Source organism: Amycolatopsis sp. PSD-21 (genome assembly GCF_055561455.1).
In genome coordinates this window covers 1,938,306-1,965,079 of the sequence record NZ_CM145712.1, presented here as the reverse complement: position 1 = coordinate 1,965,079, position 26,774 = coordinate 1,938,306, and the positions used below count along the sequence as shown (strand labels likewise).

Annotated in this window: 26 protein-coding genes; 12 read left to right on the top strand and 14 right to left on the bottom strand. The window is 69.6% G+C overall.

The genetic code is table 11. The features are described from left to right. Window positions 1-126 precede the first annotated feature (126 nt). Window positions 127-1,344 carry a family 8 glycosyl hydrolase gene (locus ACZ1DY_RS09720; protein ID WP_257488683.1) on the bottom strand — a complete coding sequence of 406 codons (1,218 nt, stop codon included), beginning with the start codon at window positions 1,342-1,344 and terminating at the stop codon, window positions 127-129. A 142-nt stretch (window positions 1,345-1,486) separates the two neighbouring features. Here ACZ1DY_RS09720 and ACZ1DY_RS09715 point away from each other — a divergent pair, with 142 nt between their 5' ends. Continuing rightward, window positions 1,487-1,888 (top strand): PPOX class F420-dependent oxidoreductase, encoded by a 402-nt coding sequence (locus tag ACZ1DY_RS09715; protein WP_126737181.1) that lies wholly within the window; start codon window positions 1,487-1,489, stop codon window positions 1,886-1,888. On the opposite strand, the gene ACZ1DY_RS09710 is transcribed toward ACZ1DY_RS09715, so the two are convergent. The 5 genes from ACZ1DY_RS09710 to ACZ1DY_RS09690 all read right to left on the bottom strand — a co-directional run bounded on the left by ACZ1DY_RS09710 (window position 1,885) and on the right by ACZ1DY_RS09690 (window position 8,232). Next, window positions 1,885-2,424 carry a TetR/AcrR family transcriptional regulator gene (locus ACZ1DY_RS09710; protein WP_126737180.1) on the bottom strand — a complete coding sequence of 180 codons (540 nt, stop codon included), beginning with the start codon at window positions 2,422-2,424 and terminating at the stop codon, window positions 1,885-1,887. The two genes, ACZ1DY_RS09715 and ACZ1DY_RS09710, sit on opposite strands and share 4 nt — an antisense overlap. Then, complete coding sequence (locus ACZ1DY_RS09705) at window positions 2,424-3,989, bottom strand: long-chain-fatty-acid--CoA ligase (protein ID WP_465484119.1); 1,566 nt, start codon at window positions 3,987-3,989, stop codon at window positions 2,424-2,426. The genes ACZ1DY_RS09710 and ACZ1DY_RS09705 overlap by 1 nt, the downstream gene beginning before the upstream one ends. A 68-nt stretch (window positions 3,990-4,057) precedes the next feature. Next, on the bottom strand, window positions 4,058-5,263 hold the full coding sequence (locus ACZ1DY_RS09700; RefSeq protein WP_465484118.1) for a GTPase: 1,206 nt from the start codon (window positions 5,261-5,263) through the stop codon (window positions 4,058-4,060). After that, complete coding sequence (locus ACZ1DY_RS09695; protein WP_192746160.1) at window positions 5,260-7,026, bottom strand: dynamin family protein; 1,767 nt, start codon at window positions 7,024-7,026, stop codon at window positions 5,260-5,262. The genes ACZ1DY_RS09700 and ACZ1DY_RS09695 overlap by 4 nt, the downstream gene beginning before the upstream one ends. 123 nt (window positions 7,027-7,149) lie before the next feature. Then, a complete protein-coding gene (locus ACZ1DY_RS09690) occupies window positions 7,150-8,232 on the bottom strand; it encodes an IniB N-terminal domain-containing protein (protein ID WP_465484117.1) in 1,083 nt (360 codons plus the stop codon). Between the two features lie 294 nt (window positions 8,233-8,526). Here ACZ1DY_RS09690 and ACZ1DY_RS09685 point away from each other — a divergent pair, with 294 nt between their 5' ends. Both ACZ1DY_RS09685 and ACZ1DY_RS09680 read left to right on the top strand, forming a co-directional pair. Then, window positions 8,527-9,660, top strand: a complete 1,134-nt coding sequence (locus ACZ1DY_RS09685) for a molecular chaperone DnaK (RefSeq protein WP_465484116.1) — start codon at window positions 8,527-8,529, stop codon at window positions 9,658-9,660. Then, entirely contained in the window at window positions 9,657-12,008 is a 2,352-nt protein-coding gene (locus ACZ1DY_RS09680) for a helix-turn-helix transcriptional regulator (RefSeq protein ID WP_465484115.1), read from the top strand. The genes ACZ1DY_RS09685 and ACZ1DY_RS09680 overlap by 4 nt, the downstream gene beginning before the upstream one ends. A 17-nt stretch (window positions 12,009-12,025) precedes the next feature. On the opposite strand, the gene ACZ1DY_RS09675 is transcribed toward ACZ1DY_RS09680, so the two are convergent. Further along, complete coding sequence (locus ACZ1DY_RS09675; protein WP_465484114.1) at window positions 12,026-13,042, bottom strand: NAD-dependent epimerase/dehydratase family protein; 1,017 nt, start codon at window positions 13,040-13,042, stop codon at window positions 12,026-12,028. Between the two features lie 48 nt (window positions 13,043-13,090). Between ACZ1DY_RS09675 and ACZ1DY_RS09670 the strand changes: the two genes are divergently transcribed. The 4 genes from ACZ1DY_RS09670 to ACZ1DY_RS09655 all read left to right on the top strand — a co-directional run bounded on the left by ACZ1DY_RS09670 (window position 13,091) and on the right by ACZ1DY_RS09655 (window position 15,175). After that, window positions 13,091-13,555, top strand: a complete 465-nt coding sequence (locus ACZ1DY_RS09670; protein ID WP_257488692.1) for a VOC family protein — start codon at window positions 13,091-13,093, stop codon at window positions 13,553-13,555. 154 nt (window positions 13,556-13,709) lie between these two features. Further along, the gene (locus ACZ1DY_RS09665) at window positions 13,710-14,165 is read left to right on the top strand and encodes a hypothetical protein (RefSeq protein ID WP_465484113.1); all 456 of its coding nucleotides are present in this window, start codon (window positions 13,710-13,712) and stop codon (window positions 14,163-14,165) included. 62 nt (window positions 14,166-14,227) lie between these two features. Further along, window positions 14,228-14,578 (top strand): CPCC family cysteine-rich protein, encoded by a 351-nt coding sequence (locus ACZ1DY_RS09660; RefSeq protein WP_465485630.1) that lies wholly within the window; start codon window positions 14,228-14,230, stop codon window positions 14,576-14,578. Window positions 14,579-14,701: 123 nt separating this feature from the next. Beyond that, a complete protein-coding gene (locus ACZ1DY_RS09655) occupies window positions 14,702-15,175 on the top strand; it encodes a hypothetical protein (protein ID WP_465484112.1) in 474 nt (157 codons plus the stop codon). Here ACZ1DY_RS09655 and ACZ1DY_RS09650 read toward each other — a convergent pair. After that, entirely contained in the window at window positions 15,172-15,960 is a 789-nt protein-coding gene (locus tag ACZ1DY_RS09650) for a hypothetical protein (protein WP_465484111.1), read from the bottom strand. The two genes, ACZ1DY_RS09655 and ACZ1DY_RS09650, sit on opposite strands and share 4 nt — an antisense overlap. Before the next feature lie 141 nt (window positions 15,961-16,101). Between ACZ1DY_RS09650 and ACZ1DY_RS09645 the strand changes: the two genes are divergently transcribed. From ACZ1DY_RS09645 to ACZ1DY_RS09635, 3 genes are all read left to right on the top strand, one after another. After that, the gene (locus ACZ1DY_RS09645; RefSeq protein WP_465484110.1) at window positions 16,102-16,512 is read left to right on the top strand and encodes a DUF6228 family protein; all 411 of its coding nucleotides are present in this window, start codon (window positions 16,102-16,104) and stop codon (window positions 16,510-16,512) included. A 339-nt stretch (window positions 16,513-16,851) separates the two neighbouring features. After that, window positions 16,852-18,261 (top strand): M20/M25/M40 family metallo-hydrolase, encoded by a 1,410-nt coding sequence (locus ACZ1DY_RS09640; RefSeq protein ID WP_465484109.1) that lies wholly within the window; start codon window positions 16,852-16,854, stop codon window positions 18,259-18,261. A 7-nt stretch (window positions 18,262-18,268) separates the two neighbouring features. Further along, on the top strand, window positions 18,269-18,862 hold the full coding sequence (locus tag ACZ1DY_RS09635; RefSeq protein ID WP_257488699.1) for a maleylpyruvate isomerase mycothiol-dependent enzyme family protein: 594 nt from the start codon (window positions 18,269-18,271) through the stop codon (window positions 18,860-18,862). On the opposite strand, the gene ACZ1DY_RS09630 is transcribed toward ACZ1DY_RS09635, so the two are convergent. Beyond that, window positions 18,849-19,553, bottom strand: a complete 705-nt coding sequence (locus ACZ1DY_RS09630) for a class I SAM-dependent methyltransferase (RefSeq protein WP_257488700.1) — start codon at window positions 19,551-19,553, stop codon at window positions 18,849-18,851. The two genes, ACZ1DY_RS09635 and ACZ1DY_RS09630, sit on opposite strands and share 14 nt — an antisense overlap. Before the next feature lie 175 nt (window positions 19,554-19,728). On the opposite strand from ACZ1DY_RS09630, the gene ACZ1DY_RS09625 reads away from it, so the two are divergent. Then, window positions 19,729-19,983 (top strand): hypothetical protein, encoded by a 255-nt coding sequence (locus ACZ1DY_RS09625; RefSeq protein ID WP_093932065.1) that lies wholly within the window; start codon window positions 19,729-19,731, stop codon window positions 19,981-19,983. 45 nt (window positions 19,984-20,028) lie between these two features. Then, window positions 20,029-20,823: an LmeA family phospholipid-binding protein gene (locus tag ACZ1DY_RS09620; protein ID WP_465484108.1), complete on the top strand. Its 795-nt coding sequence runs from the start codon at window positions 20,029-20,031 to the stop codon at window positions 20,821-20,823. A 53-nt stretch (window positions 20,824-20,876) separates the two neighbouring features. Here the strand turns inward: ACZ1DY_RS09620 and ACZ1DY_RS09615 are convergent, their stop codons facing one another. The 5 genes from ACZ1DY_RS09615 to ACZ1DY_RS09595 form a co-directional block, all read right to left on the bottom strand. Next, window positions 20,877-22,070: a hypothetical protein gene (locus ACZ1DY_RS09615; protein WP_257488702.1), complete on the bottom strand. Its 1,194-nt coding sequence runs from the start codon at window positions 22,068-22,070 to the stop codon at window positions 20,877-20,879. A gap of 131 nt (window positions 22,071-22,201) precedes the next feature. Then, a complete protein-coding gene (locus ACZ1DY_RS09610; protein ID WP_257488703.1) occupies window positions 22,202-22,798 on the bottom strand; it encodes a hypothetical protein in 597 nt (198 codons plus the stop codon). Continuing rightward, window positions 22,795-24,420, bottom strand: coding sequence for a vWA domain-containing protein (locus ACZ1DY_RS09605; protein ID WP_465484107.1), 1,626 nt, complete (start codon window positions 24,418-24,420; stop codon window positions 22,795-22,797). The genes ACZ1DY_RS09610 and ACZ1DY_RS09605 overlap by 4 nt, the downstream gene beginning before the upstream one ends. After that, on the bottom strand, window positions 24,417-25,571 hold the full coding sequence (locus ACZ1DY_RS09600; protein ID WP_465484106.1) for a toxic anion resistance protein: 1,155 nt from the start codon (window positions 25,569-25,571) through the stop codon (window positions 24,417-24,419). Before ACZ1DY_RS09600 ends, ACZ1DY_RS09605 begins: the two co-directional genes overlap by 4 nt. Further along, window positions 25,571-26,659, bottom strand: a complete 1,089-nt coding sequence (locus tag ACZ1DY_RS09595) for a hypothetical protein (RefSeq protein WP_465484105.1) — start codon at window positions 26,657-26,659, stop codon at window positions 25,571-25,573. The genes ACZ1DY_RS09600 and ACZ1DY_RS09595 overlap by 1 nt, the downstream gene beginning before the upstream one ends. Between the last annotated feature and the right edge of the window lie 115 nt (window positions 26,660-26,774).

The window sequence follows — 26,774 nt, the reverse complement described above, 5'->3', positions numbered from 1 at the left end:
TCCTTCACGCGCAGCCGTTGTGACTGTTGATGCAGGCGGGGCGCATGTGGCGATCAGCAAGGTTCGCGCGTGAAGGCCCCCTTCACGCGGCTAAGCCGAGGGAAGGGGGCCTTCACGCGAGTGCGGTCAGACCGCGATGTAGTTCCCCGAGAGGATGAGCAGGACCTGCAGGGTGATGCCGGTGCCGTAGTAGTCCTTGGCGTTCGGCGTCCAGGTCGTGATCGAGGTCCACAGCTTGTCGAGCCAGGCCTGGCTGCCCGGGTCGTTCATCGCCGCGATGGCGAACGACGCGGTGAAGCAGGGGTGCTGCCCCGTCTGCCCCGGGATCTTGGCGCCCGACAGCAGGTAGCCGGTGGTGATCTTGGCCGGGTCGCCGCCAGTGTTCTGCTGGATCCAGGTGTTCATCTTCCGCACCTGACCCTGCGCGGGGCTCCCCGACACGGTGATGCCGTCGACCCCGAGCCGCCACGGGTCGCGGCAGGCGTTGTAGCTGTACTTGTCGTCCTTGCCCTCGAGGAAGTCGAAGGGAGCGGGCTTCGGCGTGGAGTTCGTGTTGACCACGAAGTCGGGGATCAGGCCGGTCTTCGGCGCGTACTGCTGCTGCAGCTGCGTGACCGCCTTCTCCTGCCGGGTCCGGACCTGACCCCAGAACGAGTCCCCGGTGGCCTTCTCGAACGCGCGAAGGTGGCCCGGCATCCAGTCCGAGGAACGCGAGCTGTTGATGTACTTGCCGCTGTCGGCCCAGTCCGCCAGCCGCATGAACTTGGTGGTGGGGTGCACCTCGCTGCGCTTGATCGCCTTGATGATCCGCAGCGCCTCGGCCTTGTAGTTCACCGAACCGCCACTGCCCCAGACCTTGTCGGCGAGGAGGAGGCCATAGGCGATTTCGAGGTCGCCGTCGGTCGCCGAGTCGACACCGTTGACGCTCGTGCAGCTCTCGTTCTGCTCGGCGGCGTGCAGGTCCTTGTCGATCGACGAAGGGTGCGCCTTCACGAATTTCAGGATGCCGTCGAAGACCGTGCGCGCCTGCGAGTCCTTGCCCGCCATCATCGCCGCGATGGTCATCCCGTAGCCCTGCCCCTCGGCCACGAACGCGTGGTCGGCGTCCGGCGCCTTGACCGCGTACGTGCCCGCCCCGCACTTGGTGGTCAGGAAGTTCTTCTTCCAGTAGTCGTAGTACTTGGCGAGCGCCGCGTCCTGCGCCGACTGGGAGACCGACGGGCGCAGAACGCCCGGCAGGTAAGGGGTCCCCTGAGTGGTCACCGCGGCGGCGGGGGCGGTCGTGGCGACCAGCCCGGCGGTCAGCGCGGCCGCGGCCAGCACTGTCCGAACGGTCTTTCTCATCGGCTCCTCCGGAAACGTCGTTGATGGCGGCGGCGCGTTTCGAGAGTGACACCAGGGGCGGGCAAAAACAAGAGAGTTAAGAAAGTTTCCTTACTATTACCTCAAAAGACGTCTTCGTGAACGGTGGCCTAGCGTAGGCCGCATGACGATCGACCTGAGCGCGCGCGGCGAGTCCTTCCGGGACTTCTGGACCGAACGGCACCTCGCCACCCTGACCACGGTCCGCCCCGACGGGACCCCGCACGTCGTCGCGGTGGGGGTCACGGTGGACTTCGAAGCCGGGATCGCCAGGGTGATCACGTTCCGTTCGTCCAAGAAGGCCCGCCTGGTCAAGGAAGCGGGCGAACAGGGCATTCCGGTCGCCGCCTGCCAGATCGACGGGCCGCGGTGGTCCACTTTGGAGGGACGCGCCGTACTGCGCGAAGACCCGGAGTCGGTGCGCGACGCCGAAAACCGCTACGCCGCGCGCTACCGGCAGCCCAAGCCGAACCCGGAGCGCGTGGTCGTCGAGATCACCGTGACCCGGGTGCTCGGCAACGCCTAACCCGCGAGCACCAGCCGGGTGTACTCGTCGAGGATGTCGCCGAGGTCGGTGAAACCGCCCGCCGAGGCCACCTGCTGATACCCGACCAGCATCGCCAGCCCGAGCGAGGTCACGACCTCGGCGCGGCGCCGGTCGGGGATCAGCTCGGCCACCACCTTCCCGACCGTCCTGACCCGGGCGTCGTCGACGCGTTTCTGCGCCATGCGAACGGTTTCGTCGTTCGCCGCCCAGGCGCGGATGGCCGCCTCCGCGCGATGCCGGAGGCCGCGGGTCAGGCTCATCAGCGCGGCGAAATCCGCCTCGGGGCCGCCGGAACCGAAGTCCAGTTCCCGCAGGATCCGCACCTGCCGTTGCGCCCAGAACTCGAGCAGCGCGCCGACGAAACCCGGCCAGCCGCCGAAATGGTGGTAGAAGGATCCGCTGGTGACGCCGAGGCGTTTGCCGAGCGTGCCCACGTTGAGCCCGGCGAACCCCGACTCGGCGAGGATGTCCAGCGCCGCGTCGAAGTACTCCTCGCGGCTGACGATCGACGGCATCAGACGGCCCGTTCCCGCCCTTCCCAGTACGGCCGCCGCAGGGTGCGTTTGAGGATCTTGCCGGTCGCGTTGCGCGGCAACGCCTCCACGATCTCGACCGTACGCGGGCATTTGTAGTGCGCCAGGCGTTCCCGGCAGTACTCGACGAGTTCGACGGCGTCGACCTCCTGCCCGGGCGCGGGCGCGACGACCGCCTTGATCTGCTCACCCCAGCGCTCGTCGGGGACACCGATGACGGCGACCTCGCCGACCGCGGGATGTTCGGCGATGACCCGTTCCACCTCGGGCGAGTACACGTTCTCACCGCCGGTGATGATCATGTCCTTGACGCGGTCCTCGATGAAGACGAACCCGCCGTCGTCGACCCTGCCGACGTCACCGCTGCGGACCCAGCCGTCGACGATCGTTTCGGCCGTCGCCTCGGGTTTGCCCAGATAGCCCGCTATCGCCTGATCGGTGCGGAACCACAGCTCCCCCGGGGTCCCCGGTTCGGTGTCTTCGAGGGTCGCCGGGTCGACGACGCGCATCCCCACCCCGGGCAGCACCGTGCCCGCCGACGCCAGCCGCTCCGGCCGGGCGGCGTCGCGATGCGCCTCCGGATCGAGCGCCGTCACCACACCCGACAGTTCGGTCATGCCGTAGACCTGCACGAACCTGGTGTCCGGCCAGGCCGCGAGCGACTTCCGCAGCAACGGGAGCGGCATCGGCGAAGCGCCGTAACTGAGGTACTTCAACCGCGAGAACGCGGCGACGGCCTGCTCCCCCGCCTGCATGATCCCGGCGACCACGGCGGGCACCAGGAACGCGTGCGTGACCCCTTCGGCCAGCGCGCCCAGCAGCGACTTGCCGTCGGGCTCGCGGGTCATCGTCGTCGGCCGCCCGTAGTGGAAACCGATGATCGCGTAACAACTCCCGCCGACATGGAACAGCGGCATCGCGACCAGATTGCGGTCGCCGTCGCCCATCGGGAACTGCGCTCCGGCGTTCCGGCTGTGCGCCAACAGGTTCCGGTGCGTGAGCACGGCGCCCTTGGGGAATCCGGTGGTACCGCTGGTGTAGATGATCAGCGCGCCGTCGTGTTCGTCGACCTCGGGTGACACCCCGGCGGGGGCCGCGCCGGCCAGGAAGTCCTCGTACTGGTCGCTTTCCCCTCCGACGACGATCACGCGCTCGACCGACGGCAGCCGATCGCGCAATGCCTCGACGGCGGGCAGTGATTCCGGGCCGGCGAAAACGATCCGCGCGCCGCTGTCGCCGAGGACGTACGCGAGTTCCTCCGGAGCGAGACGCCAGTTGACGACCGCGTTCGCCGCCCCGAGCGAGGACGCGCCGAAGGTCACCTCCAGGCAGGCGGGCGTGTTCTTGTCGACGAAGGCGACCCTGTCGCCCCTGCCGATCCCGGCAGCCGCCAGCGCGCCGGTGACCCGCCTCGCCCGCTCGTCGAACTGGGCCCAGGTGAGCCTCCGACCCTGGAACGAGAGGGCTTCCCGCTCGGGGATCGTCTTCGCCCAATGCGCGAAAAGTTCACCGAGAAGCCGTACATCCGGACGCGCGTCGTCGGGCATACCGGACCCCTTTCGCCTGGTCAGAGCCACCATAGAGAGGTCTATGGTGACTCGGTGACCGGCAGGCGTCAAGCCACGAACAGGCTGAGCAGTCCTTCGACCGAGCGCACGATCACGCGGGCGGCCGCGCGTTCGGCGTGCGCGGCGTCGGCCCGTTCCGCCTCGTGCCGCCACCGGACGAGCGCGCTTTCGGCACCCGCGTGGATCTCGGCCGGATCCGCGTCGGGCGCGAGCCCGAGCCGCTCGGTGGGCGCCGGTCCCTGCGCGCCGAGCAACCGGACGGCCTCCTCGGCGAGCTCCCCGGACAACGCCGTGCGGCCGCCGCGGATACCGGCGATGAGCCGTAGCTCCCGGAAGTCGTGCGCCGCCGCGGCGAAACGCTCCACGCGCGCGGCGAGCCGGTCGCCGTGCGGAAGTGGTTCCGCGGCGAGAAGACCTTCCAGCCGCACCACCGCCGTGCGCGCCTTCAGCGCCTCGGCGCGCGCGACGAAAGAGCCCGCGAGCGTGTCCCTCAGGTCGCCGAGACCGCTGCGGTGCACGAGTTCCGCCGAGAGTTTCAGCCTGCTGTCGCAACCGGTGCGGATCAGGGTGATCGCCAGCCGGACACCGTAGAGCCCGAACCGCGACACCAGATGCTTCCTCGATTCCGGCGGGACCCCCACCGGGAATGGATCGTCCACAAAGGAATCGACGGACAGGAGATACCGTTCCAGCTCCGGCCGGGAGACCGACGCCAGCGCGCGCAGCACCTCGAATTCGTCGTCCCGCAGCGCTCGCCCCGCGTACCCGAGTTGCCCGGCGACCGCGATGACGCCCTGGAATGCCGCGCAATCCGGGTTCTCGCGCCAGGCCCGCCGCGCCAGCTGTTTCGCGGTGAGCAAGGCATCGATCCGGCCCGCGCCGACCTCGTCCGCGTGGGCGAGCACCAGTACGGAGTTCACCGCGGTCTGCCGCGCGAATGCCGAACCGCCTGCCTGCCGGGTGCCCGCGAGTTCGTCGGGTTCGAGATAGCGCACCAGGCGCACCGTCGCGTCGACGTGTTCGGCGGGTGCCGGGGTGTCGAACAGCTCGATTTCGCGCAGGGCCCGCGTCGGCCATTCCGCCAGCGCGGAGACCAAAGTGGACTTTCCGGTTCCCGGCGTGCCGGTGAAGCCGACGCGCAGTGGTTCGTCCAGTCGCTCCAGGCATTCCCGCAGCATCGACACCGCGTGCGGGCGCTCCCGGTAGTGCGCCGCGGCTTCGTTCAGGAGTTCCCGGACGTCCAGGGGGGTCACGCCGAAAGCTCCCGGCGCGGCGTGGCGCCGGTGCCGAGCGCCCCCGCCTTCCGGTGCAGGGCGGCCAGCCGGTCGATCTCCTTCTTGACCCGCTGGGTGCGCCGGTCCCGTTCGGCGGAGCCGGCGATGATCAGTTCCCGTTGCCGCGTCAGCTCTTCGGACAGCTGGTCGGACACCGCGGCGAAATGATCGCGCAGGCGCCGCTGCACCTGGCGGACCTCGTCCTTGATCTCCTTGCTGAACCGGATGAACACGTCGTCGACGTGGCGCTGCGCGGCGGCCTTCGCCAGCGCTTGACGTCGCTGCAACCGGGTCCCGCCTTCGTCGCGCACGCTCTTGGTCGCGAACGCGACACCGGCGCCGAGCGACACCGGGTTGATCAGCGGCAGCCCGGCGAGACTGGTGACCAGCCCGAACATCAGCACGCCGCCGTAGGAACCGCGCAATCCGGTGAAGAGTTTCTGCCCGATCTTGAACCGCTCGATCTTGGGCGTGCCGACCTCGGGGATCGAGTCCACGCCGGATCCGGTCAGCGGCAGGTCGGGCGCGTGGCCGTAGTGCGGGCCGAAGGTCGAGGCGACGGCTTGCGCGATCCACTCCGACCGGTCGGACACCCAGTTGTAGTTCGTCTCGACGGCCTCGGCGAGGTTCTCTTCCAGCCAGGTCTGGAAATCCGGCCAGATCTGCACGGGATCGCCTTCGTCGAAGGTGCGGTCGATATGCCGCACGATCATCCGCGTCCGCTCGCGCAGGTCGTACTCGGCGTCGGAGATCAGGTCGGTGATCTCGTCCGACAACATGTTCTGCCAGCGGACGTTCTGCCGCCGCAGTTCCTCGGCGCGCCGTTGTGCCTGGTGCAGCAGCGTGACCTGATCGACCCCGTTGTCCTGCGAGACCGCGTTGAGCCGCGTCTGGAGTGTCTCGACCAGCTCGACCGCCGCCGCGCGCACGCTCACCGCGGCGGCGAGCGCCCGGGTGCGTTCGATCGGGCGCGCGGCCTGCTCCCCCACCCAGTTCAGCAGTTCCGGGAAACCGGACCGTCCGTTGAGGACGGCGTCACCGGCCTTCGCGGCGGCCTGGCGCACCGTCGCGGACACCGGGAAGACGTCGGCGACGACACCGGTCTCGGAGAGTGCCGCGCGATTACGGGCGGCGAGTTCCCGCCAGTCCGGGCTCACGTCGATCTTGGTCAGCGCCAGCACCAGCGCCGGGCACCAGGTGCGGATATGCCTTGCCAGCGCTAGTTCAGCGGGCTGGAGTTCCTGTGTCGCGTCGGAGACGAGGATCACCGCGTGCGCGTCGGCGAGGACGTCGAGGGTGGCCGCCGTGCGCGGGGACCGGGGATCCCCGATCGCCGGGGTGTCCACCAGCACCAGTCCCGTGCCGAGCAGTTCGCGCGGCAGGCCGACTTCGACCCGGCGCAGCGAACCGGGCGGCCGGACTTCGAGTTCCTTGGCCAGGTCACCGACCGGCACGCTTTCCCTGGCATGCCCGACCAGGGTCGCGGCGGGATCGGCGGCGTAGCCGATCTCCGTGGGAACGGCGGGCGTACTCGCGTCCCCGACCGCGCAGACCGGCGCGTTCAACAGCGCGTTGAGCAGGTAACCCTTGCCCTGCTTGGGAAAACCGACCACCGCGATCCGGGTGCCCGGCGCCCGCTGGTCGCGTCTGCGCCGGAGGCGTTCGGCCAGATCGGCGCGACCGTGGGCGGCACAGGCGTCCAAGGTCTCGTTGAGCACGTCGAGCCAGGCGGGGGCTGTCACGGGGATGCAGTGTTCCCTTAACCAAGCGCGGAATCAATGTGGCATGGGCCAACAATGCCGTGCGGGCCCCGCGACCAGGTGCGGTCGCGGGGCCCCGACAGCCAAAGCTGAAAGATGTTCGTATCAGCCGATGTGGATGTCGTTGTTCGACGCGATGTCGCCGGTGCCGATGTTGACGTCGCCGATGTTGCCGATGGTGCCGGTGACGTCGGAAACCGTGTCGTGGACCTCGGTGACGCCCGCGTGGTTCGCGACGTTGGCCACCTCGTTGGCCACGTTGCCCGTGACCGCGCCGGCCACGTCGCCGTGGTTGGTGGCGATGTCACCGTTGGTGTAGTTGTTCGCGATGTCGTGCACCTTGGTGGTGACGTCGGCGACATCGACGTGACCGATGGTGCTGGTCAGGTCGCCCACCTCGGACAGGAAGTTCGGGGCGTCGCCCGCGACACCGTCGGTGCGCGGCAGGTCACCGGTCAGGTCGCCGACGGCCGGGACCGAGTCGACGGCCGGAACCTGGACGGCGTCCACGGCGGGAACCTCGGGGGCCAGGCCGGTCGCGGTGTCGACGGCGGCGTTGGCGAGGTCGCCGGCCTGGCCGACGGACGCGGCGTCGAGGCCGCGCGAAAGGTCGTCGTTCAGGCCGAAGCCGCCGACGGTGTTGTGCGCGAGGGCGGTCACGCCGGCGGCGGCGTTCGACACGTCGGTCACGTCGGAGACGGCCGGGACGGCGGGCAGGCCCGGGACGTCGACCGGCAGGTCGCCCACGGCCGGCACGGCCGGGACGGCGGGCAGGCCCAGCTCCGGCAGGCCCGGCACGGCCGGGACACCCGGGAGACCGGTCTCGGGCAGGGCCGGCAGGGCGTCGGCACCGGGGACGGCGACCGGCAGGCCGGCGGTCAGCGCGGTGAGCTGGTCGATCGCGCCCTGGACGCCGTCGGCGCACTCGCCGTCGGTGGAGTTCGTGACGCCACCGAAGCCGGCCAGGCTGTCGGCGGTGGCCGCGGTGTTCCCGGTGAGGTCGGTGACGGTGCCGACCGGCACGAAGTCGAGCACCAGCGGGACGACCTCGTGCACGTCGGCGGCGTTGATGTCACCGAGGCCGGCGTCGGCCAGCACCTGCTGCGGGTCGTTGGCGAACGCCGCACGGGCCGCGGTGTCGTTCAGCAGGTTGAGCGTGAAGTCGTGCAGGGTCTGGACGGAACCCATGAAAGGACTCTCCTGGAGGTCTAGTCGGTGGGGAAGGCACAGCGGCCGGAGGGCACGGCTGAGCGCAGGTCACCGAAGCTAGTGAGCCGGTGCCTCCGGGCACATCGGGGATCACTCCTGGTCGTCGCTCACTCAGCCAATAGGGGATCGGTATGACATCGTTAGGGCGTTAGGGGCTTAACCGAGACGCACTCGGTTGGGTTTAATGCCAACCCTCACCCGGATGGGTCAAGCCGTTCAGGTGAGTGGCCCTATTTGGTCCTTAGGGGCTGGTCAAGCGAAGGAGGATGCTCGTTGCCCTACGTCCTCGGCATCGATATCGCCTCGACCCGCACCACCGCCGCCACCTGCGTGGACTCCGGCGACGGCTGGGGCGTGCCCGAGCCGTCGTGGCTCGGCGCGCGCGGCCCGGCGGCGGCGTCCGCGGTGTTCCTCGACGACGACGGCTACCTGCTCACCGGCGACGCCGCGGTCGAGGCGGGCCGGTCGGCGCCCGCCCGCCTGCTCACCGGGTTCCACGAACGGGTCGGCGACGACGTCCCCGTGATCGTCGGCGGTGAGCGGTTCCCGCCCGAATCCCTCAGCGCGGTCCTCGTGGACGCCGCGGTGGAACAAGCGGCCGAACGCTTCGGCGAGAAACCGCGCCACATCGTGCTCACGCACCCCGTCGGCTGGGGATCGTTCCGCCGGGACCTGCTGCGCCGGGCACTGGCCGAGGCCGGATTCCCCCGTGCCGCACTGGTCGCGGCGCCCGTCGCCGCCCTGCACGCGTACCTCGCCCCGCACGGCGACGTCACCGCCGGGGTCTGCGAATTCGGCCCAGACGGCGCGGTGGTCACGATCGCCGCCGCCGGGGTCAACGGCTGGCAGCCGGTCAAAACGGTGGAAGGCGTCGAGCCCGCCGAGGCCGTCGGCAAGGTCTTCGAGCTCGCGCACGGCGCCGGGATCCCGCCACACTCCCTGGCGGGCATCGTGCTCTGCGGCGAGGCCCCGCCGGTTCCCGGCCGGACCCCGTGCCCCGTCTTCGCGTCGAGCGACCCGGTGCTGACGGTGGCGATCGGGGCGGCCAACATCGCCGCGCGACGTGACCTTCCTCAACCCGCCGGGGCGGGATCGGCCGTCGAAACCACCCTGCTCCCCCGGGTCGACGTGCCGGAAGAGCTCAGCGAGCGGCCCGAACGGCCGCCGGTCGACATCACCCCCTTCCCCTTGCCAGAACGCACCGGGGCGGCGAAACTGCTCAGCCGGCGCAAGCCCCTCGTCGCCGGAGCCGCGGTCGTGGTGCTGGCCGCGACCACCCTGCTGCTCACCCTGACCACCCGAGAAGCCACCGCGGACAAGGGTCCCGAAGCCACTCCCACCACTTCGAGCTCGTGCGCGCCGGCCACCCCCGGTGCCACGCCGTCCACCCCCGAAGGTCGCTGTTGAACGCACTGCTCGACAAGCCCGGCATCATCCATCCGGGTGCCCGGAGCCTGCTCGACGAGGTGACCACCGCCCCGGAACTCCCGGTGCGGGTCACCGTCGTCGCCCCCGGCGGGCACGGCAAGACCCATCTGCTCGACCGGCTCGGACGTCACTACGCGGCGGCGGGGGTCGAAGCGCTGCTGGTCGACGACGCCGACCAGCTCGACGACGACGAGATCGCGAAGATCAAGGCACAGGCCGAAGAAACCACCGCGCCCGTGGTACTGGCGTTCCGGCCGGCGGCACGGACGACCACCCTGCGCGTACTGGCCGATTCCTTCGGCCGGTCGGTGACCTTGGGCGCGTTCGGCGTCGACGACGTCCGGCGGCTCGTCGAGCACGCCGGCGGTGACGCGGCCACGGCGGAAGACGTCCACGCCAGGACCGGCGGTGTCCCGGGGTTCGTGCTCCGCGCGGTGACCGGCAGGCTCGCGGACTTCCGCGGTGAGCTGGAACAGCTGGACGACGACGTGCACCGGTACCTGATCGCGGCGGAGGCAGGCGCGGGCCGGAATCTCGATCTGCTGGCGGCGTTGCTGAACCGCGATCGTGAAGGGCTGCCCGAGATCTTCGACAGTGCCAGGGCGACCGGCCTGCTCGGCGAGGACGACGCGCTGTTGCCGATCGCCGCCGAAGCCATCCGGACCTGGGGTTCGCCGGGGCGGCGGCTGACGGTGCTGCAGCGGCTGGTGGAACTCCAGTTGCGGGACGGGCTCCCGGTGCTGGAGCTCGCTCGTTCCCTGCTGGGCACGGGAAGTTCGGGCGCGAGCGCGGCGGCGGCCTTCGAGGCGGCAGCCCGTGAGGCGATGTCCGACGACACGAAACTCGCGGCGCGGTTCTACGAAGCCGCGTCCGAGGCCGGTGGGCGCGGCGCGGCGCTCACCGTCGGCTGGGCGCACGCCGCAGCGCTGGCCGGGGACCTCGACACGGCGCTGCGGCTCGGCGACGGCATGCTCGGCAGCACGTCGGACACGGACGCCCGGGCCGCGGGCGCCGAAGTGGCCGCGACCGTGCTGGCGCATCGCGGCGAACTCGCGCACAGCGCCGAGCTGTACCAATGGTCCGGCCGGGCGGGCTCGAAGGCGTTCGCCGCGATCGCGTTGCTGGGCACCGGAAAACTCGAAGCCGCCCGGGGCGTGCTGGAGACTCCCGAGGTCCCGACCCTGTTCGCCGGCGCCGCTTCACGGATGGCGCGGGCGATCACCGATTCGGTGTCCGGCTGCGGCGCGGAGACGCTGTCGGCCCTGCTGGGCGCGGCCTCGATGCTGGAATCGGCGGGCGCTCCGGCGCCGCTCCCGGACAGCCCGGCGGCCCTCGCGGCGTTGGTGGGCCTGCATTCCGGCGAACTCGCGCTGGCCGAGTCGGTGCTGAGACGCGCGGTGGACGGCCGGATCGGCGGCGACCTGCTCGCGAAACGGCATCGGCTGCTGCTCGGCTGGGTCGCGATGACCGCGGGCGACCTCAAGACGGCCGCCGAGGCCTTGATGCCGCCGGACGGCCTCGAAGCGCGTGACGAACTCTTCGCCGCCACCCTGCAGCTGGGCCTGGCGCGGCGGTCGAGCGATCTGCCCGGCCTGCAACGCTCTTGGGACCGGGCGTACCAGGCGTCGATGCGGCAACAGCCGGACCTGTATTCGTTGCTGCCGCTGGGAGAACTCGCGATCGCGGCCGCACGGGGCGGCGCGAGCGCCAAGCTGGCGGGCCAGCTGGAACGGGCGCACTCCGTGCTCGACGCGCTCGGCAACCCTCCACTGTGGACAGCCACTCTGCGCTGGCACGAACTGCACGCCGCCATCACCGTCGAAGACCACGCGTCGGCGGGGGAACATCTGGCCGCGCTCAACGACTTCGCGTCCTGCGGCCGCTATCCGGCCGCACTCGCCGCCGCCGCGACCGGCTGGCTCGCCGTACTGACCGGAACCGTCGATCCCGAGGCGATCACCGCGTCCTCTTCGGAACTACACGAACTCGGGCTCTGCTGGGACGCCTCCCGGCTGGCCGGGCAGGCGGCGATCCGGACTTCGGACCGGAAGGCCATGGTCCAGCTGCTCGAAGCGGCGCGGCAGTTCCAAGGGCGGGCGCCGGAACCCACCACGGCCACCGGGCTGAGCGCGCTGAGCGAACGGGAACTGGAGGTCGCCCGGCTGGTCGTCGACGGGCTGACCTACAAGCAGGCCGGGAGCAAGCTGTTCATCTCGGGGAAGACCGTGGAGCACCACATGGCGCGGATCCGGGGGAAACTCGGCGCCGGGGACCGGCGGGAGCTGCTGGCCATGCTGCGGGAGCTGCTCCCGGCGGGCGAGGGCTGACGCCGGGTGAACGCCTTCTACCGCTCCGCGAGGTAGGCGTCCTCTGCGGCGTAGTCGAACATCGGCGCGAAATAGTCGTGGTCGAAGCCTGCCGGGAGCCGATCGGTGGAGACCAGCCAATCCAGCTCGGCGATCACGGTGGTGGCGTAGTCGCCGACCGGCCGGTAACCCAGTCGCCCGGCCGCAGTCATGTCCAGCCGGATGCCCGGTAGACGGTCCCAGGGGTGCAGGCCGAGTCCGGCGGGGGCGTGGTCCTCGAGGAGCACTTCCTCCCACCGATGCCCGAAGTGTTCCGCGACGGTCCTCGAAATCGCCAGGGCGTCGGGTGTGTCCGGGTCGGCGCAATTGAGGACACGCCTACCGGGGCTTTCCGCGGCGGTTTCGATCAGAGCGGCGATGTTCGCGGCCGCACTCGGGTGATCGACGCCGCGACCGCCACGAGCCAGGAGAAGAACTCCGCGCCGGTCGGCCACGCGTTTGACGAACACCCATTCGCAGGGCTTGGTCGCCCCCTCCCCATGGACTTTGGACGGTCGCAGAACGGTGACCGGGTAGCCGCTGTCGAGCAGGACCTGTTCCGAGGCCACCTTGTTGGCGCCGTAGCCGTCGCGCGTGCGGTAGTCGACGTCCTCACGCGGGGCCATGGTGGGCTGCGACTCGCGGATCGGGCCGTCGAAGACCGGCGCGACGGCCGAGTTCACGTGGTTGCCCGCCGCGTCGACGTACACGGCCTTGCTGGAGATCATCACCGTGGACCCCACATCGTCCAGCAGTGGCAACAGATCACGGGCGTGTGCGGCGGTGAAGCAGAGACAGTCGACCACCAGATCCGCCCCCGCACCGAGCGTCGCAGCGAGTCCGCGGGGCTCGCCACGATCCGCGGCGACGAACCGGCCACCCGCGACCGCGACGTCCTCGGGCATACGGGTGGAGTCCCGCCCGACTACGACCACATCCCAACCACCGGCCAGCAACCGGCGTGAGATGGCGCGACCGATCAGCCCGGTCCCGCCGAGAACGACCGCGCGCGACATCGATCAACAATAACGCCTTCGTTCGCTGAGGGTTGGTAGACAGGACGGGTGAACGCCTTCTACCACCTGTGCTTCGTCGTTCGAGACATCGGACGGGCGACCGAGGACCTCACGCGCACTCTCGGCGTGACCTGGAGTCCGGTCCGCGCGGGCACCCTCGGGGACTGGGACTACGAGATCGTGTTCTCCACCGGCGGGCCACCGTTCTTCGAGGTGATCCAAGGGCCCGCCGGCAGCCCGTGGGACGCGACCGACGGGTCCCGTTTCGACCACATCGGCTACTGGTCCAAGGACGTCACGACGGACAAACAGCGCCTGGCGGATCGGGGCGCGCCGATCGAATTCGACTCCTGCCCCTACGGCCGTTCCTTCACCTACCACCGGCTCGACAGCATCGGCGCCAAAATCGAACTGGTCGATCTCGCGGTCCAGCCGGGATTTCGCGAAACCTGGGCCCCGGACGCAGCGGCGATGCCGTCGCTCGAATTCGACGACCCGGCCGCCGGTCCATGAAACCGCCGGATGAGGTCGACGATCCGCGCGCGCGTTTCGAGGCAAGGCTGAGCGGACTCCGGGGCAGCCGGATCTTGGCGGTGGAATACTGGGATGTCCACAACTTCGCCTCCGAACCGCGCCGTGGGACTACGGAAACTGGCATCACGCTGTCATGGGCGTCGGGCTCGACACCGATGCGGGGCCGGCGACGATCACCTGGACCGACACCTTCTACAGCTACGGTGTCGAGGTCCTCGACGGCCGGATCGAAGACCACCTCAGGGCAGGCGACGAGGGTCCGGAGCGCGTCGGGCCCGACGTCGGCTCCGCGGGCCCGTGGGACCGATACCTGCGGTCGCCGATTCACGGGACCGCCGCTCATTGGGAGCGACTGGAACTGGGCCCGAGCCGGCGAGCCGACGGCACTGTCGTCGAGCCCGCGAGCGCCGTGGACGTGCCGCTGGCCCTGCGCCTCGACTTCGCCGCCGGATCGGTGTGGTTCGTCGCCGCCATGCCGCAGCCGCCGGACTGGCAGCGCGTGTTCGTCGGTGGCGACGAGATCATGGTCGTCTTCTCGCCCGAGCGAATGCGCGACATGGGCTTCGGCGACGCCACATTCCGGCAATAGTTCAGGTGGACCTGGACAGCAGGTCCTTCCGGCCGAACGACTCGTCACGAGTGGTCGCGAAGATGCATCCTTGGCACGTGCCCGACGATCGATCCGAAGGGACCGGCATGCCAAGCCGGCCCAGGCACTCCGGCGACTGGTTCCAGGCGTACACGAGGCACAGGAACGTCTTCGCCTCACCCGGCGGAGGGCCATACACCTGTCCCTGCTGCGGCCACGCGACCCTCGGTGAGCGAGGCGGATACGAAATCTGCGAAGAATGCGGCTGGGAAGATGACGGGCAGGACGACCACGACAGCGCCACCGTCCGCGGCGGGCCGAACGGGCGGCTCAGCCTCGACGCCGCACGAACCCGATACGTCGCCGACGGCGGCGTGAGGCGGCCTCACGTGCCGCCTCACCAACCCACCTGACCTCATGCCGCTGTGCTTTCCACTTCGAGATATCGGACAGCGACTGCCCACTTGTCCCCAACCGGCCACCCCCGTGTCGTTGCCGCTCTGCTCACCCCGGGCCCGGCCGGTACTGTCTCGTGCATGGACACCTCGGCCTTCGCACTGATCTTCGGTGATGGAGGTATAAGGGCGCGGCTGGACTGGCGACGGGTCCATGACGAGTGCACCGTCGAAGAGCGGTACACCCGCTCCCGTAAGGAACTCGGCGAGCTGTGCACCGTGTGGTACACGGACGAGTCCGGACGCGACACCGGCTACGCCCACCAAGGCGCCCGCCCCTTGCGGGTGTCGGAGGTCGCGAGCACCGAAGCGTCCTGGCCGCGCGCCCGTGCGTCCATGATCGCCACACTACGACGGGAGTTCGGCCGCTCGGGCAGGCCCGTGCAGCTGGCACTTCCGGGTTACCGGGCCGGCGACGAGGTGGTGCTCCTCGATGGCAACCATCGCGCGGCGGCGGCGTACCTTGCCGACGCCGATACCCGGTTGCTGCTCTACATTCTTTGCGGCCCAACGGATTCTGGCATGTTGCCCGACCTCAGGCACTACTCGCGCTAGGCCGCTTCCTCTTCGTCACGCCGTTCCACGTCGGGGTACTTGGCCTCCGCCTCGCGCATGGCGAAGTCGAACGCCAGGTTGCGCAGCGCCTCGGCCTGCTCGGTCTTGCGCAGGCGCCGCACGGCGTTCATGATCACGAGACTGATGAGCACCGCTCCCGGTACGGCGATGATCTTGATCGCGATCGGCGTTCCCGACAGCACGGTCGCGTCGACGGCGAGAAGGAGCACGGGCATGATGGTCGACACCAGGATGTTGATCTCCGCCTCGGTGTTGTCGACGCTCAGTGCGGGCGCGCGCCCGCGCAGCCACAGCTTGCTGTAGGTGAACAGGTGCAAGGACGCGTTCGCCTGATGCCCGCCGCCCGCGGGCAGGCTGCGATCGAGAGCGTCGTTCCGGCCCTGCTCGCCGGAATCGAGATGCCGCAGGATCGGGTGCAGCCCGGTGAGCCGCTCGGTGAAGTCGTCACCGAAGGTGTCGCGAATCCTGGTCCACGATGCCGTGAGCGGAGGCGACCCTTTGCGCCGGGTGAACCGCTCCGACAGGGCGGTGAGCTTGAAGCCGACCTCCCTGGCGAGATAGCCGACCACGAAGCTGGCCGCGATCGCCACCAGGATCAGCACCACGATGCCGGCACCCTTGACCTTGGCCAGCGAGTCCAAGATGAACGCGATGTCGGACTGGCCGCGCCTGACGAGGTGCACGCAGAACACGAGGAGCTCGGTCACCAATACGGCCCCGGGAAGAAGCACGCTGGTCAGGTAAATGGCTGTGTAGAAGCTCATTCTGCTTGGGGCGGACTTCGCGGCGAGTCCGCTGAGAGGCTCCATGCGGCTCGACCTTAGACCGGCCTGGACGGCCGGGATAGCACTTTCCGGGTTTTTACCGGGTTGTCGTACTCGCATCCGCGACACCATGATGCGACGGTGAACCAGACACGGATCGGCTCCGGCCACGAATATCTGCGGCTGACGGCCGAGGCCGCCGACGGCGGGCCGCCACAGTCCCTGCTGGCCGAGCTGCGGCTCCACGGCCTCTCCGCGTCGGTCGAGGTCTCGCACCACTATGCGACAGGGTTCGCCGATCTCGCGGAGTTCTTCCAGCGGCACGCGGACGACTGGCGTGGCTGGGACGGAATCCGAACCTGGGAGTCCCTCGAAGGGGAGCTGAAGATCGATGCGTCCCACCGATACGGCCACGTGCAGCTGCGGGTCACGCTCCAGAGGTTTCGGCACGACTGGGGAAACGACGGCTGGACCGCGACCGGCGATTTGACGATCGAGCCTGGAGAGCAATTGTCGCGAGCCGCCGAGGAGATCAAGTCCCTGACGGGTTAGGCGGCGCGTCAGGCCCCGAAAGCTCTGACTTCACAGGACTTACGACTGTCCATAAAGGACTAAAGTTCGGACTTCGGGGCGCCTTACCGGGTGCCGGCCTAGACCGGGGGTTGCGGAAGCCACTTTCGCAACCTTCAACGTTGCGAAAGCCACGTTCGCAACGTCGGCCGCGGCCGGGCACTGTACCGCCCTGGCGATCATGTCGCGAAAGCCACTTTCGAGACGTCTGACGTCCCGAAAGTGGCTTTCGCGACACCGCTTCCCAGGCCATAGCCCCCTCGCGACGGCTCACCCTTTCGCCGCTAGACGCCCGCACACAAGGCGCGTAGGAACGGGAGAATGGCTGAGGAAAGGTCCAGACGAGTTTTCCTGTCCACCACGGCGGCGCTCTCGGCGGCCGCCCTCACCGGTGTCCCGGCCGGCGCCGAAGAACCAGACGTTCGAGGCCCGGGCGAACACCTCTCCCCGCAACGCCCCGACACCGAACTCCGGGCGATCCTCCGGGAGATCGACGAACATCGCATCGAGGCCACCGTACGCAGGCTCGCCGGATTCGGGACCCGGCACACGCTGTCCTCGCAGACCGATCCCGTCCGCGGGATCGGCGCCGCCCGCGACTGGATCTTCGCGGAGCTGACGAAATCCGCGCAGCGGTCGGGCGGCCGGATGACGGTCGAACTGCAGTCTTATCTCCAGCAGCCCGCCCCGCCCCGGATCCCGGTCGCCACCACGATCACCAACGTCGTCGCCACGTTACGCGGCTCCGTCACCCCCGAACGGGTCTACGTCGTGTCGGGCCATTACGACTCCCGGTGTTCGGATCCGCTCGACGCGACGAAGGACGCTCCGGGCGCCGACGACGACGCTTCCGGCGTGGCCGTCGCGATGGAACTCGCCCGGGTGCTCGCCACCCGCCGCCCGGCGGCGACCATCGTGTTCGCGGCGGTCGCGGGCGAGGAACAAGGCCTGTTCGGCGCGCGACACATGGCGACGCTGTACAAGGCGGCGGGCACGAACGTGCAGGCGATGTTCACCAACGACATCGTCGGTTCGAGCAAGGCGGACGACGGCACGCGGGACCCGCGCACGATCCGGTTGTTCGCCGAAGGGGTGCCGACGTCGGAAACCCCGGCGCAGGCGGACATCCGGCGCGCGGTCGGCGGCGAGAACGATTCGCCGTCCCGCCAGCTGGCCCGGTTCGTGCGATCGGTGGCGGAGAACGACGCCACCGGCATGACGGTCCGGGTGATCCACCGGCGCGACCGCTACCTCCGGGGCGGCGACCACATCCCGTTCCTCGAACAGGGCTATCCGGCCGCGCGGTTCACCGAACCGCACGAGGACTACGCGCACCAGCACCAGGACGTCCGGGTGGAGAACGGCAAGCAGTTCGGCGATCTGCCCGAGTTCTGCGACTTCCCGTTCATCGCCAGGGTCGCGCGGGTCAACGCCGCCACGGTCTGGTCGCTGGCGACCGCGCCCGGCACCCCCGAGGGCGTGCGGATCCGGACCGACCGGCTGACGAACGACACCGATCTGGTGTGGCGGCGCGGGACGGACCCGGATCTCGCCGGTTACGAGGTCGTGTGGCGGGAGACGACGGCGGACGACTGGACGCACGCGATCAAGGTCGGCGACCGGACCGAGGCTAAAGTGGATCTGTCGAAGGACAACGTGTTCTTCGGTGTGCGCGCGGTCGGGAAGAACGGCCGCCGCGGTCCGGTCGCGTTCCCGACACCCTTGACTTGAGGTCACGATGACTGTCACCCCCGGCGACCTCGACGCGGCGATCGCGAGCATGACGGACAGCCTGCGCGAGGCGTCGGGCCGTGACTGGTCGTCGGCGCCGGGCACCGGCGAACTGAACGCCTGGCGCACCGCCGAGCACCTCGGCGACTGCCTCATCTCCTACGCCGGTCTGCTGATCGCGCGGCCGTCGACGCCGCGGTTCGTCTGCTTCGAAGCCGTCGCCGACCGGGCCGCGACCCCGGCGGAGATGCTGGAGTTCGTCACGGTGGGCGGCGGGCTTCTGAGCGCCACCCTCCGCACGGTGGCCCCGGACGTCCGCGCGTATCACCCGAGCGGCCGCGCCGACCTCGAAGGATTCGCCGGAATGGGCTGTGTCGAGGTGCTGGTCCACGGTGAGGACATGGCCCGCGGGCTCGGCGTCACTCTCGATCCGCCGCGCGACGTCTGTTCGCGGGTGCTCGCGCGGATGTTCCCGGAGGTGGACGTCACCGGCGTCGATCCATGGACGGCGTTGCTGTGGGCGACGGACCGGACGGAGCTGCCGGGCCGCCCGTCGCGAGCCGGCTGGCAGTGGCGCGGCGCGCCACTCAGCGAGGCCTGAAAGCCACCACGGCGGCCTGGACACCGTCCCGCCAGACCACGGCGGGCTCCTCGACCGGGCAAGCCCCCAGGGCACGCAGATGCCACGCGGCGGGCGGATGCCATTCGGCCGAGGGCGCATCGCCGAACAACCTGGCCCGTTCCACCACCGCGGGTCCGAGCACCGGATCCGCCGCGGCCTGCTCCCACCAAGCACTCCAAGGAGTTCCGACGTCGTCACCCGCGGACACAGCCGCGCCGGCGTCCGGCATGTCGTCCACAGTGGCCACGAATCCGCCCGCCCGCACGAGCCCGGCGAGTTCGGTGTACAGCTCGGTCAACCTGCCGGGCGGCAGGTAATGCAACGCCATGACCGCCAGAACGGCGTCGTAGCCGCCATCCGGCAGCCGCGTGACCCACTCCGGGTCACGCAGATCCGCCCGGACCACCTCCACCGAGGACGGCAGGGACGCGCCGGCGATCGCCAGCATCACCGGGTCCAGATCGACCAGCGTCACCTCCGCCCCGGGAAGGCGTTCGAGCAGGCGGGAACAGAGCGTGCCCGTGCCGCCACCCACGTCCAGCACCCGCGGAACCCCGCCGTCACAGCGCGACGCGACCAGGTCGATCATCCGCTCGATCGCCCGCTCCCGCCCTGGCTGGTACCTCACCATGAGGCGCTCCCAGCTGTCGTTCCAGTTCCCCAGCGTCATAACTGTAATGATAATCGATATCACCAAAGCGGCGTTCCGTCACCGGCCGCCTCCAAGCAGTGGGCGAGGTACGGCCGATCGGCGCAACTTGGCCGCTGAAGCGTTTGCCGCGGCGGAGTCCGGGAACTTTTCCGGTATGTCCAGATGGCGAACCACCAGCAGGAGCAACACCGCCGTGCGGGTCATCACCGGTATCGGCGCGCTGTTCGCTTTCATCGAGTTGCTGTACATGGTGATGGTGCTCGCGGGAGCCAACGCGGGCAACGGATTCTTCATCTTCATCCAGGCACTGGCCAAACCGCTGGCGTTGTTCTGGCCGGGACTCTTCCCGGTGAGTGACCCGAATCTCGCGGTCATCCTCGACTACGGTCTGGCCGCGGCGTTCTGGGTGATCCTGGCGGGTGTGATCGCCCGTTTCGCGGCCCGCTGACCCCCTGCGGCGGCGATCGGCGTCCCGTTCGGCGACACTGGACGGATGAGCGACGGCAGATGGTTCGACCTGAACCCGCTTCCCGAGCTGTTCGGCCTGGCCGCCGCCGGGCGGGCGCTGCTGCCCAGCGTGCCCGTGACGCCGGCCGCGATCCTGAAGACCGTCACCGAACAGCTGGTCGGGCGGCGGCTGACGGCCAAGGTGGACGGGCACGACGTCGGGCTCACCCTGACGGGGCTCGACTACCAGGCCGACAGCCTCAGCCTGGCCGCGACCGGCAAGGTCGGCGACGTCCGCATCGTCGTCGAGGACGTCGACTGGCCGGAGACTCCGCTCGAACGCATCACCGTGCTCGCGTCGAACGTCCGGCTCCGCTCGCTCCCGTCCCCGGCCGCCATCCCCGAGCAGGTGAAGATGGCGATCCGGGTGGCACCGGAAGTCCTCCAGGCGCGTGTCGCCGAGGTCCGGCCGGGCATCATCGTGACCCCCGGCGACGACGGGCATTTCCACGTCCGCTGGGAAAAGCGGCCCCGCTGGGGACATCTCGCCCTGGAGTCCACTGTGGAGGACGACGCCGTGGTCCTCCGGCCGATGGCCGTCCACATCGGACGCCGCCGGTTCGGCCCGCCGTCCCGCCTCAAGCCGATCGTCCTGCCGCTTCCCGAACTCCCGCAAGGCATCCGGCTCACCGCCGTCGAGTCGCACGACGGTCACCTGGTCCTGCACACGGTGGCGGACGAATGGCCCGAAAAGCTGTCCACCATCCCGCTCGGCGATCTGCTGGGCTGGGTGACCACGGCGGTGGCCACGCTGACCCTGCCCGGACTCGGCGGTCGTTGACCGGCGACGGCCCCCGCACCACGAGGTGGCGAGGGCCGTCGTCGGGTCATGGATCAGCTGTGCAGCCGCCCTTGCGCGACGGGCAACGCGGTCGCCTTCGGCTTCGCCGCGGGAAGCGCGGCACTTTCCGCCTGCGTCCCCGCCTTGGCCCGCACGAGCCCGGTCGAGTTACCGCACACCTTCTTCTTCTCGGCCGAGGTCATCTTCTTGCCGACGGTCCTGGTCTGGCCGACGACACCGGGCGCCGGGCCTTCACCGCTGAAGTTCCAGACGTACCACTGATGGTGTCCCCACTTGCGCTTGTCGTACCACATGTCGTAGGAGCCGCTGGACACCTTCATCACCGGTGAGCGGTCCAGGCCCGCCCAGTAACCCGGGTTGACCTCGATCCGGGTCTCGACGCTCTCGCTGGTCTCCCAGCCCCATTCCTGGCCCCACGTGCGCTTGTAGGCGACCGTCCACTGGACGAGGAACTCGAAGCCCGCGCTCACGCTGAGCTCGTTCGACACCGTGTTCTTCCCGCTGCGCGTGTCCCGCTTGCCGATCACCTGGGTGATCTTGTTGGAGCTGCAGTTGAACACCGTGTCGACCCGGCCCCAGTCGCCGTAGAAGTCCTGGCCGCGCTGGTCGACGTGCGCGTTGCAGGTCTTGGTGGCGCGGCCGCAGTCCCGGAGCAGTTCCGCTCGGGAGGGCCCTCGCTTGTACAGCACCGAGCTGCCGCGGTCGTTCATGTTCGGCCCGTAGTTGGCGCTGTCGTTGGCGTACCAATCCTGGATGTCGCCCTGCCGGTAGGCGTCCGCGTACATCGTGATGTGGCAGTTGTTGAAGGTCTGGAAGGAGGAGATCTTGTCGTTCCAGTCGTTCCCGAGGTAGTCGAGGTACTGGACGGTCCCCTCCGTGCACGGCGACCCGTGGATGGCGAGGCTCGCACCACCGAAGTTCCCGTGTTCGTAGAGCACGCTGATCACCGTGGCGGCCGCCCCGACCTTGCCGGACTCTTCGATCCGCGCGGCCATCAGGCCGTTCTCGGCGGTGCCGGGTTTCGCCGCCGTCTCCGGCACGCCGGTCACCTTGCCGCCCGACGCCGCGGCGATGGACTCACCGAAGCTGTCGTAGCACCGGATCGCGCCGCCCGCCGCGTCGGCGACGCAGTGCTCGCCACGCTCCTCGGCGTTCGCCGGGACACCGCCGGCGAGACACACCATCACAGCGGCCAGGACGGCCGCCCCGAGTCTGTACTTGTGCACGTCTGAACTCCCTGGGACTGACGGAAACCGACCACCACCGGATCGGCTTCCCGAGTCCACCACGGGAAAACAGCCTTGCCCATGCAGAAAGACCGGCAGACCTGATCTCGCTTACCGGTGACCGGGACCGCTCAACCGGATTCGCCGCGCTCGCGCAGATATCGCGTGTGATCGGCCTGCTGGTGGACATCGCCCGCGTAGAACCGCTCCGCGATTCGATGCGCTTCGGTCTCCAGCAGCTCCAGTTGCGTGAGGAGTTCCTCGGACGCGCTCGGCTCGCCACTGGCCCGGCGTTTGGCGGCGAACCACCAGGGCAGATTCAGGTAGGTCTCCACCGAAAGCGGCAGATCGGTGCGCGCCAGCCGGGTGACGGCGTGCTGGACGTCCGGGTTGGCCGCCCATCGCTCCGGCCGGGAAAGCAGGTCTTCGAGCACCTCGGCGATCCGCCGTACACCGTCCACAGAGGACTCCGGCATCCGCTGCGCCCGCGCGGTCACCTTGCCCACCAACGAGTCGAGATCAGCGCGCAACTGACCTGCCTCGGCGACGGCGTCCACCGAGACCAGCCGGACCCGTTCGGGCGGCGCGAGCAGGGCGAACACCGCGTACAGCCCCGCGACGACGAGCGGCCACAGTCCGCCGACGACGCCGGTCAGGTACAGCGCGAGCCCGATCAGCCCGCCGACGCAGCCGGCGAGGTTCTTCGTGGAGCCGAGGTACCGGATCACTGGTACCCGCGGATTTCCTGGAACACCTTGGGCAGCACGTCGCCTCGCGCGTCGAACACGTTGCCGCCGGTGCGTTTCGCGACCTCGCCGAGTTCGGCGGAGTCGCCTTCGCCGAAGATCACGGTGAACACCGGGATCTGCCGCACCGCCTCCGGCAACGACGGGAACCTCAGCTGGAAGTCCGAGAACTTGGAGCCGTTCGCGTTCTGCCCGTCGGTCATCAGGACGATCGAGGTGAACCGGTCGGGATCGCGCGCGACCAAGGGCCCCATGATGTCGTACGCGCGTTGAAGGCTGTCGTAGATCGCCGTGCCGCCGTTCGCGTCGAGGCCTTCGGCGAACCGTTTGATCTTGTCCAGCGCCGGTTGCGGATCGCCTTCCGGCACGGTGAACGTCTCCGGGGTGCCGGGCACGGTGTCGAACGGCAGCATCGTGACCTCTTCCCGGCTGCGGAACCGGCGGTACCGGCCGGTCAGCGAACCGTCGGCGCCGGTCAGCCCGATCAGCGCGGTGCGCAGCGACTCGATGCGGTCACCCGACATGGAACCGGAGGTGTCGAGCACGTACAGCGTCCGCGACGGCCGCCGGATCTTGTCGAAGTAGGCGCCCAGCAGCGCGTCGACCGCCTGCTGCGTCGCTGGGAATGGCAGCTCGACGAGGTCCTTCTGCGCGAACTGCTGCCCCAGCTGGACTCCCGGGACGACCGGACGCCGCTGCGTGGTCTCCATGATCTTGCGCTGGGTGTCGGGTGTCCGCAGCCGCTCGGCGAGTTTGCGGTGCGCGTCCCGCGCGTCGGAGTTCGAGCTCTGCAACAACGTCAGCGGGTAGTCCGCGGTGACGACACCGTCGGACGGGTACACCAGCGTCAGCGGCTCGGGAAGTTTCCCGCTCGCGTTCATCGACAGCAGGACGGACTCGTAGTTGATCAGGCCGTCGACCTTCTTGCCGGGATCCTGTCCGGTCGCGCGTCGTTGGTAGGCCTCGGAAAGCCAGCCGGACGAGCCCGCGGACATCGCCTGCGCGCTGAAGAATTCGGTCAGTTTCGGGGTGACGGAAGCGATCTGCCGCGCGTCGACCGCGTTACCCGCCCCCGCGAGCGCCGACGCCACCCCGACCAGTGCCGAGAAACCGGAGTTCGACGCCGACGGATCGGTCATGCCGTAGGTGAAGGCCTTCTTCCCGGCCTGCTCGGCGATCTCGCCCCAGCCCACCGGCCTGCCGGTCCAGCCGAGCCGCTGCGCCGACGACGCGGACAGGCCGAGCACCACCGGCGAGCTCATGATCTTCACCTGCTCGCCCAGCCGTTTCGCCGCCTCCGGAACCGCCGCCGGGTAGCGGTTCGACGAGAACCAGACGGCGTCGTACTGGCCGTCCACCTTGCCGTTCGCCAGCGACTCGGTGCCCTCCAGGGTGCCGGTGAACTGGAACTTCACCTTGACCCCGGTCGCGGCCGCCTCCTGTTCCAGCAGCGGCTGCAGGTCGGCCAGTTCGCTGCCCGCGAGCACCCGCAGCGTGCCGGCTTCGGCCGCCCCCAGGTTCTGCGTCCCGCCTTCGCTCGAATCGCAGGAAACCAGTGACAGCGCGCAAACCGCGCTGACCGCCAAGACCGCCCAGCGTTTCACGATGCCCCCTCGGCCGTCGCCGTCTCGTGAGACCGGCGCAGATGGTCTTCGGCCCGCCGGATCTCCCCCGACAGCGCCTCCACGGTCGCCGCCATCGTCGAGACGGCCCCCGCCTTGAACTCGTCGATCGCGTCGATGCTCCGGTAGATCCGCTCGAACGACTCGCGGATCGTCTCCACCGCCACCGCGGGATCACTGCCCGCGCGCTGGATCTCGGCGCTGCGCAGTTCCAGCATTTCCGCGTTGGCCCTGATCAGCCCGTCGGTGGTGGCCTGCACGGCCTGCACCTCGTCGAGGACGTCGCGCTGACCGGCGAGCGCCCCGCTCACCAGCAGCGCGACCCGCAGCGCCGCGACCGTGGTCGACACCGCCCGCTCGATCCCGCGGATCAGCTCGTCGTTGTTGCGCCGCACCAGATCCAGCGCCAGGTAGCCCTGCGCGCTCACCGCGAGCTGGGTCAGCAGGTCCTGATGCCGTTGCCGGATCGGGTGCAGCGCGTCGGCCCGCAGCGACTTGGCCCGCGCGGGATCGGTGAAGTCGAAGATCCCGGCCTGGCGTTCGACCGCGGTGTCGACGGCTTCGGCGAACGCGGCCGCTTCCGACAGTTTGCCGAGCGTCGCCCACAACCGTTCCCGCTCGCCCTTGAGCGCGGCGTTGTCCCGCCGCAGGACGTCCTGCCGTGCCCGCAACTCCAGTACCAGCGCGTTCACCGGCTCGTTGGCCGCTCGGTAGCGGTCCAGCGCCTTCTTCGCGCTGCCCGCGACCGGGATCAGCCCCATCAGCTTGCGGCCGGTGATCGGCAGTTTCGCCGGGTCGATCTCCGCCACGGTCCGCCGGAGCCCGGCCAGGCTCACCGCCGCCTGCTGCTGCGGTGACCCGATTTCCGCCAGTGCCCGCGCCGAGCGATCCAGGAGCGCCCCCGCGACGGTCGCCGCCGCCCGCATGTCGGACTCGCCGACGGCGAGCAATTCGTCCAGGACCCGCGTGAACTCCGGCGATCGGACATCGAGCGCTTCGAGGCGACGGGCGAAATCCTCGGCGCGTTTCGCGACCTCCGCGTGGACCTCCGGCGCGAGGGTGACCAGGCCGGCGGCCCGCTCGGCCGGGATCGCCTCCACCGGTTCGGGTGGAGTGAGCGTGAAATCGTCCATCAGTACTGCTTCTTCACGGCGTCGAGCAGCCGCTCCAGCGTTTCGAACGACGGCGGCTCGACGGCGTCCACCAGATCCGCGGGCACCGGCGCCTTGGCCGCGGCGACGACGTCGGCGAACAGACGCGGATCGCCGGTGCGGAAGCCGAAGGTGGCGGCGAGTTTCCCCAGTTCCGGGTCGGTCGCCAGAAGCCTGCCCACCTGGTCGCCGTTCGGCTTCAGGGGCACGAGCGTGTGCTTCGAGTACACCGTCGGCGCCGTGTACAGCAGGCGCATGTCCGGCCGGATCGAACCGTCGGCGCGGACCAGCCGGTCGACGAACTGCGACTCGTAGATCAGCGCCATCGGCGTCTTACCCATACCCGCGGCGAGGTAGTCCTCGAACGGGCCTTCGGTGCTGTTCTGCGTGTAGCCCTGGTCGATGAACAGCTTCGACACCGCGGGGAGCACCTTCGCCTCGGCCTCCGGCGTGCTGACCACGTTGTTGCCGTTGGCGACGAAGGAGACGATCGACAGGTACATCGCCGCCGAATTCGATTCGCGCGGGTCCGTGGTCGTGACCAGCACGTTCTTGCGGGCCGGGAACGCGGTGTTGCCGGGAAGCTGGTCCCAGCGCGTGCCGTTGCGCGCCAGTTCGAGGTACTTCGCGATGTCGAGCACCTGGTAGTCCCCGGCGCCCTTGCGCACGATCCCGTTGGCGCTCAGGAGGTTCACGATCGGCTCGAAGGTCGCGACCGCCATCGGCGACTGGAACGGCGTGTGCACGCCGGTCACCTTGTGGTCGCGCTGGATCCGCTGCGCGGCGGGCGACGAGGACGGGAACGCGAACTCGTACTTCCCGAGGTCCATACTCGCGATCTGCCTCGAACCGGCGGTGTCGGCCTCGACCTTCAGCCCGTGCTTGGCGAACGCGTCCGCCACCCGCTTGTCGGAGAAGAAGGCCAGCTTCTCCGAACCGATCACCCCGCGCACCGTGGTCAGATCCGTACCCCGCGCGGTGCTCTCGTCACCGTCCGGGCCCCAGACGATCACGGCGGCCACGGCCAGCAGCAGCACCACGGCCAACCCGATCGACAGACGGCGTTTCACCGGCCCACCCCCTCGTTCACGGGCTCGATCTTTCAGCCCGTTCGACTCTTTTGACGCGCGGGCGAGCCATTTCGAAGTGAACGATCGATGAACGGAAGAAGTCGTCAGTTTCTGG

Coding starts and splice junctions, on each gene's coding strand:
- ACZ1DY_RS09720 (WP_257488683.1), bottom strand. CDS start 1,344: ATGAGAAAGACCGTTCGGACAGTGCTGGCCGCGGCCGCGCTGACCGCC.
- ACZ1DY_RS09715 (WP_126737181.1), top strand. CDS start 1,487: ATGACGATCGACCTGAGCGCGCGCGGCGAGTCCTTCCGGGACTTCTGG.
- ACZ1DY_RS09710 (WP_126737180.1), bottom strand. CDS start 2,424: ATGCCGTCGATCGTCAGCCGCGAGGAGTACTTCGACGCGGCGCTGGAC.
- ACZ1DY_RS09705 (WP_465484119.1), bottom strand. CDS start 3,989: ATGCCCGACGACGCGCGTCCGGATGTACGGCTTCTCGGTGAACTTTTC.
- ACZ1DY_RS09690 (WP_465484117.1), bottom strand. CDS start 8,232: ATGGGTTCCGTCCAGACCCTGCACGACTTCACGCTCAACCTGCTGAAC.
- ACZ1DY_RS09675 (WP_465484114.1), bottom strand. CDS start 13,042: ATGTCGCGCGCGGTCGTTCTCGGCGGGACCGGGCTGATCGGTCGCGCC.
- ACZ1DY_RS09665 (WP_465484113.1), top strand. CDS start 13,710: ATGGGCGTCGGGCTCGACACCGATGCGGGGCCGGCGACGATCACCTGG.
- ACZ1DY_RS09660 (WP_465485630.1), top strand. CDS start 14,228: ATGCATCCTTGGCACGTGCCCGACGATCGATCCGAAGGGACCGGCATG.
- ACZ1DY_RS09655 (WP_465484112.1), top strand. CDS start 14,702: ATGGACACCTCGGCCTTCGCACTGATCTTCGGTGATGGAGGTATAAGG.
- ACZ1DY_RS09650 (WP_465484111.1), bottom strand. CDS start 15,960: ATGAGCTTCTACACAGCCATTTACCTGACCAGCGTGCTTCTTCCCGGG.
- ACZ1DY_RS09640 (WP_465484109.1), top strand. CDS start 16,852: ATGGCTGAGGAAAGGTCCAGACGAGTTTTCCTGTCCACCACGGCGGCG.
- ACZ1DY_RS09635 (WP_257488699.1), top strand. CDS start 18,269: ATGACTGTCACCCCCGGCGACCTCGACGCGGCGATCGCGAGCATGACG.
- ACZ1DY_RS09630 (WP_257488700.1), bottom strand. CDS start 19,553: ATGACGCTGGGGAACTGGAACGACAGCTGGGAGCGCCTCATGGTGAGG.
- ACZ1DY_RS09620 (WP_465484108.1), top strand. CDS start 20,029: ATGAGCGACGGCAGATGGTTCGACCTGAACCCGCTTCCCGAGCTGTTC.
- ACZ1DY_RS09600 (WP_465484106.1), bottom strand. CDS start 25,571: ATGGACGATTTCACGCTCACTCCACCCGAACCGGTGGAGGCGATCCCG.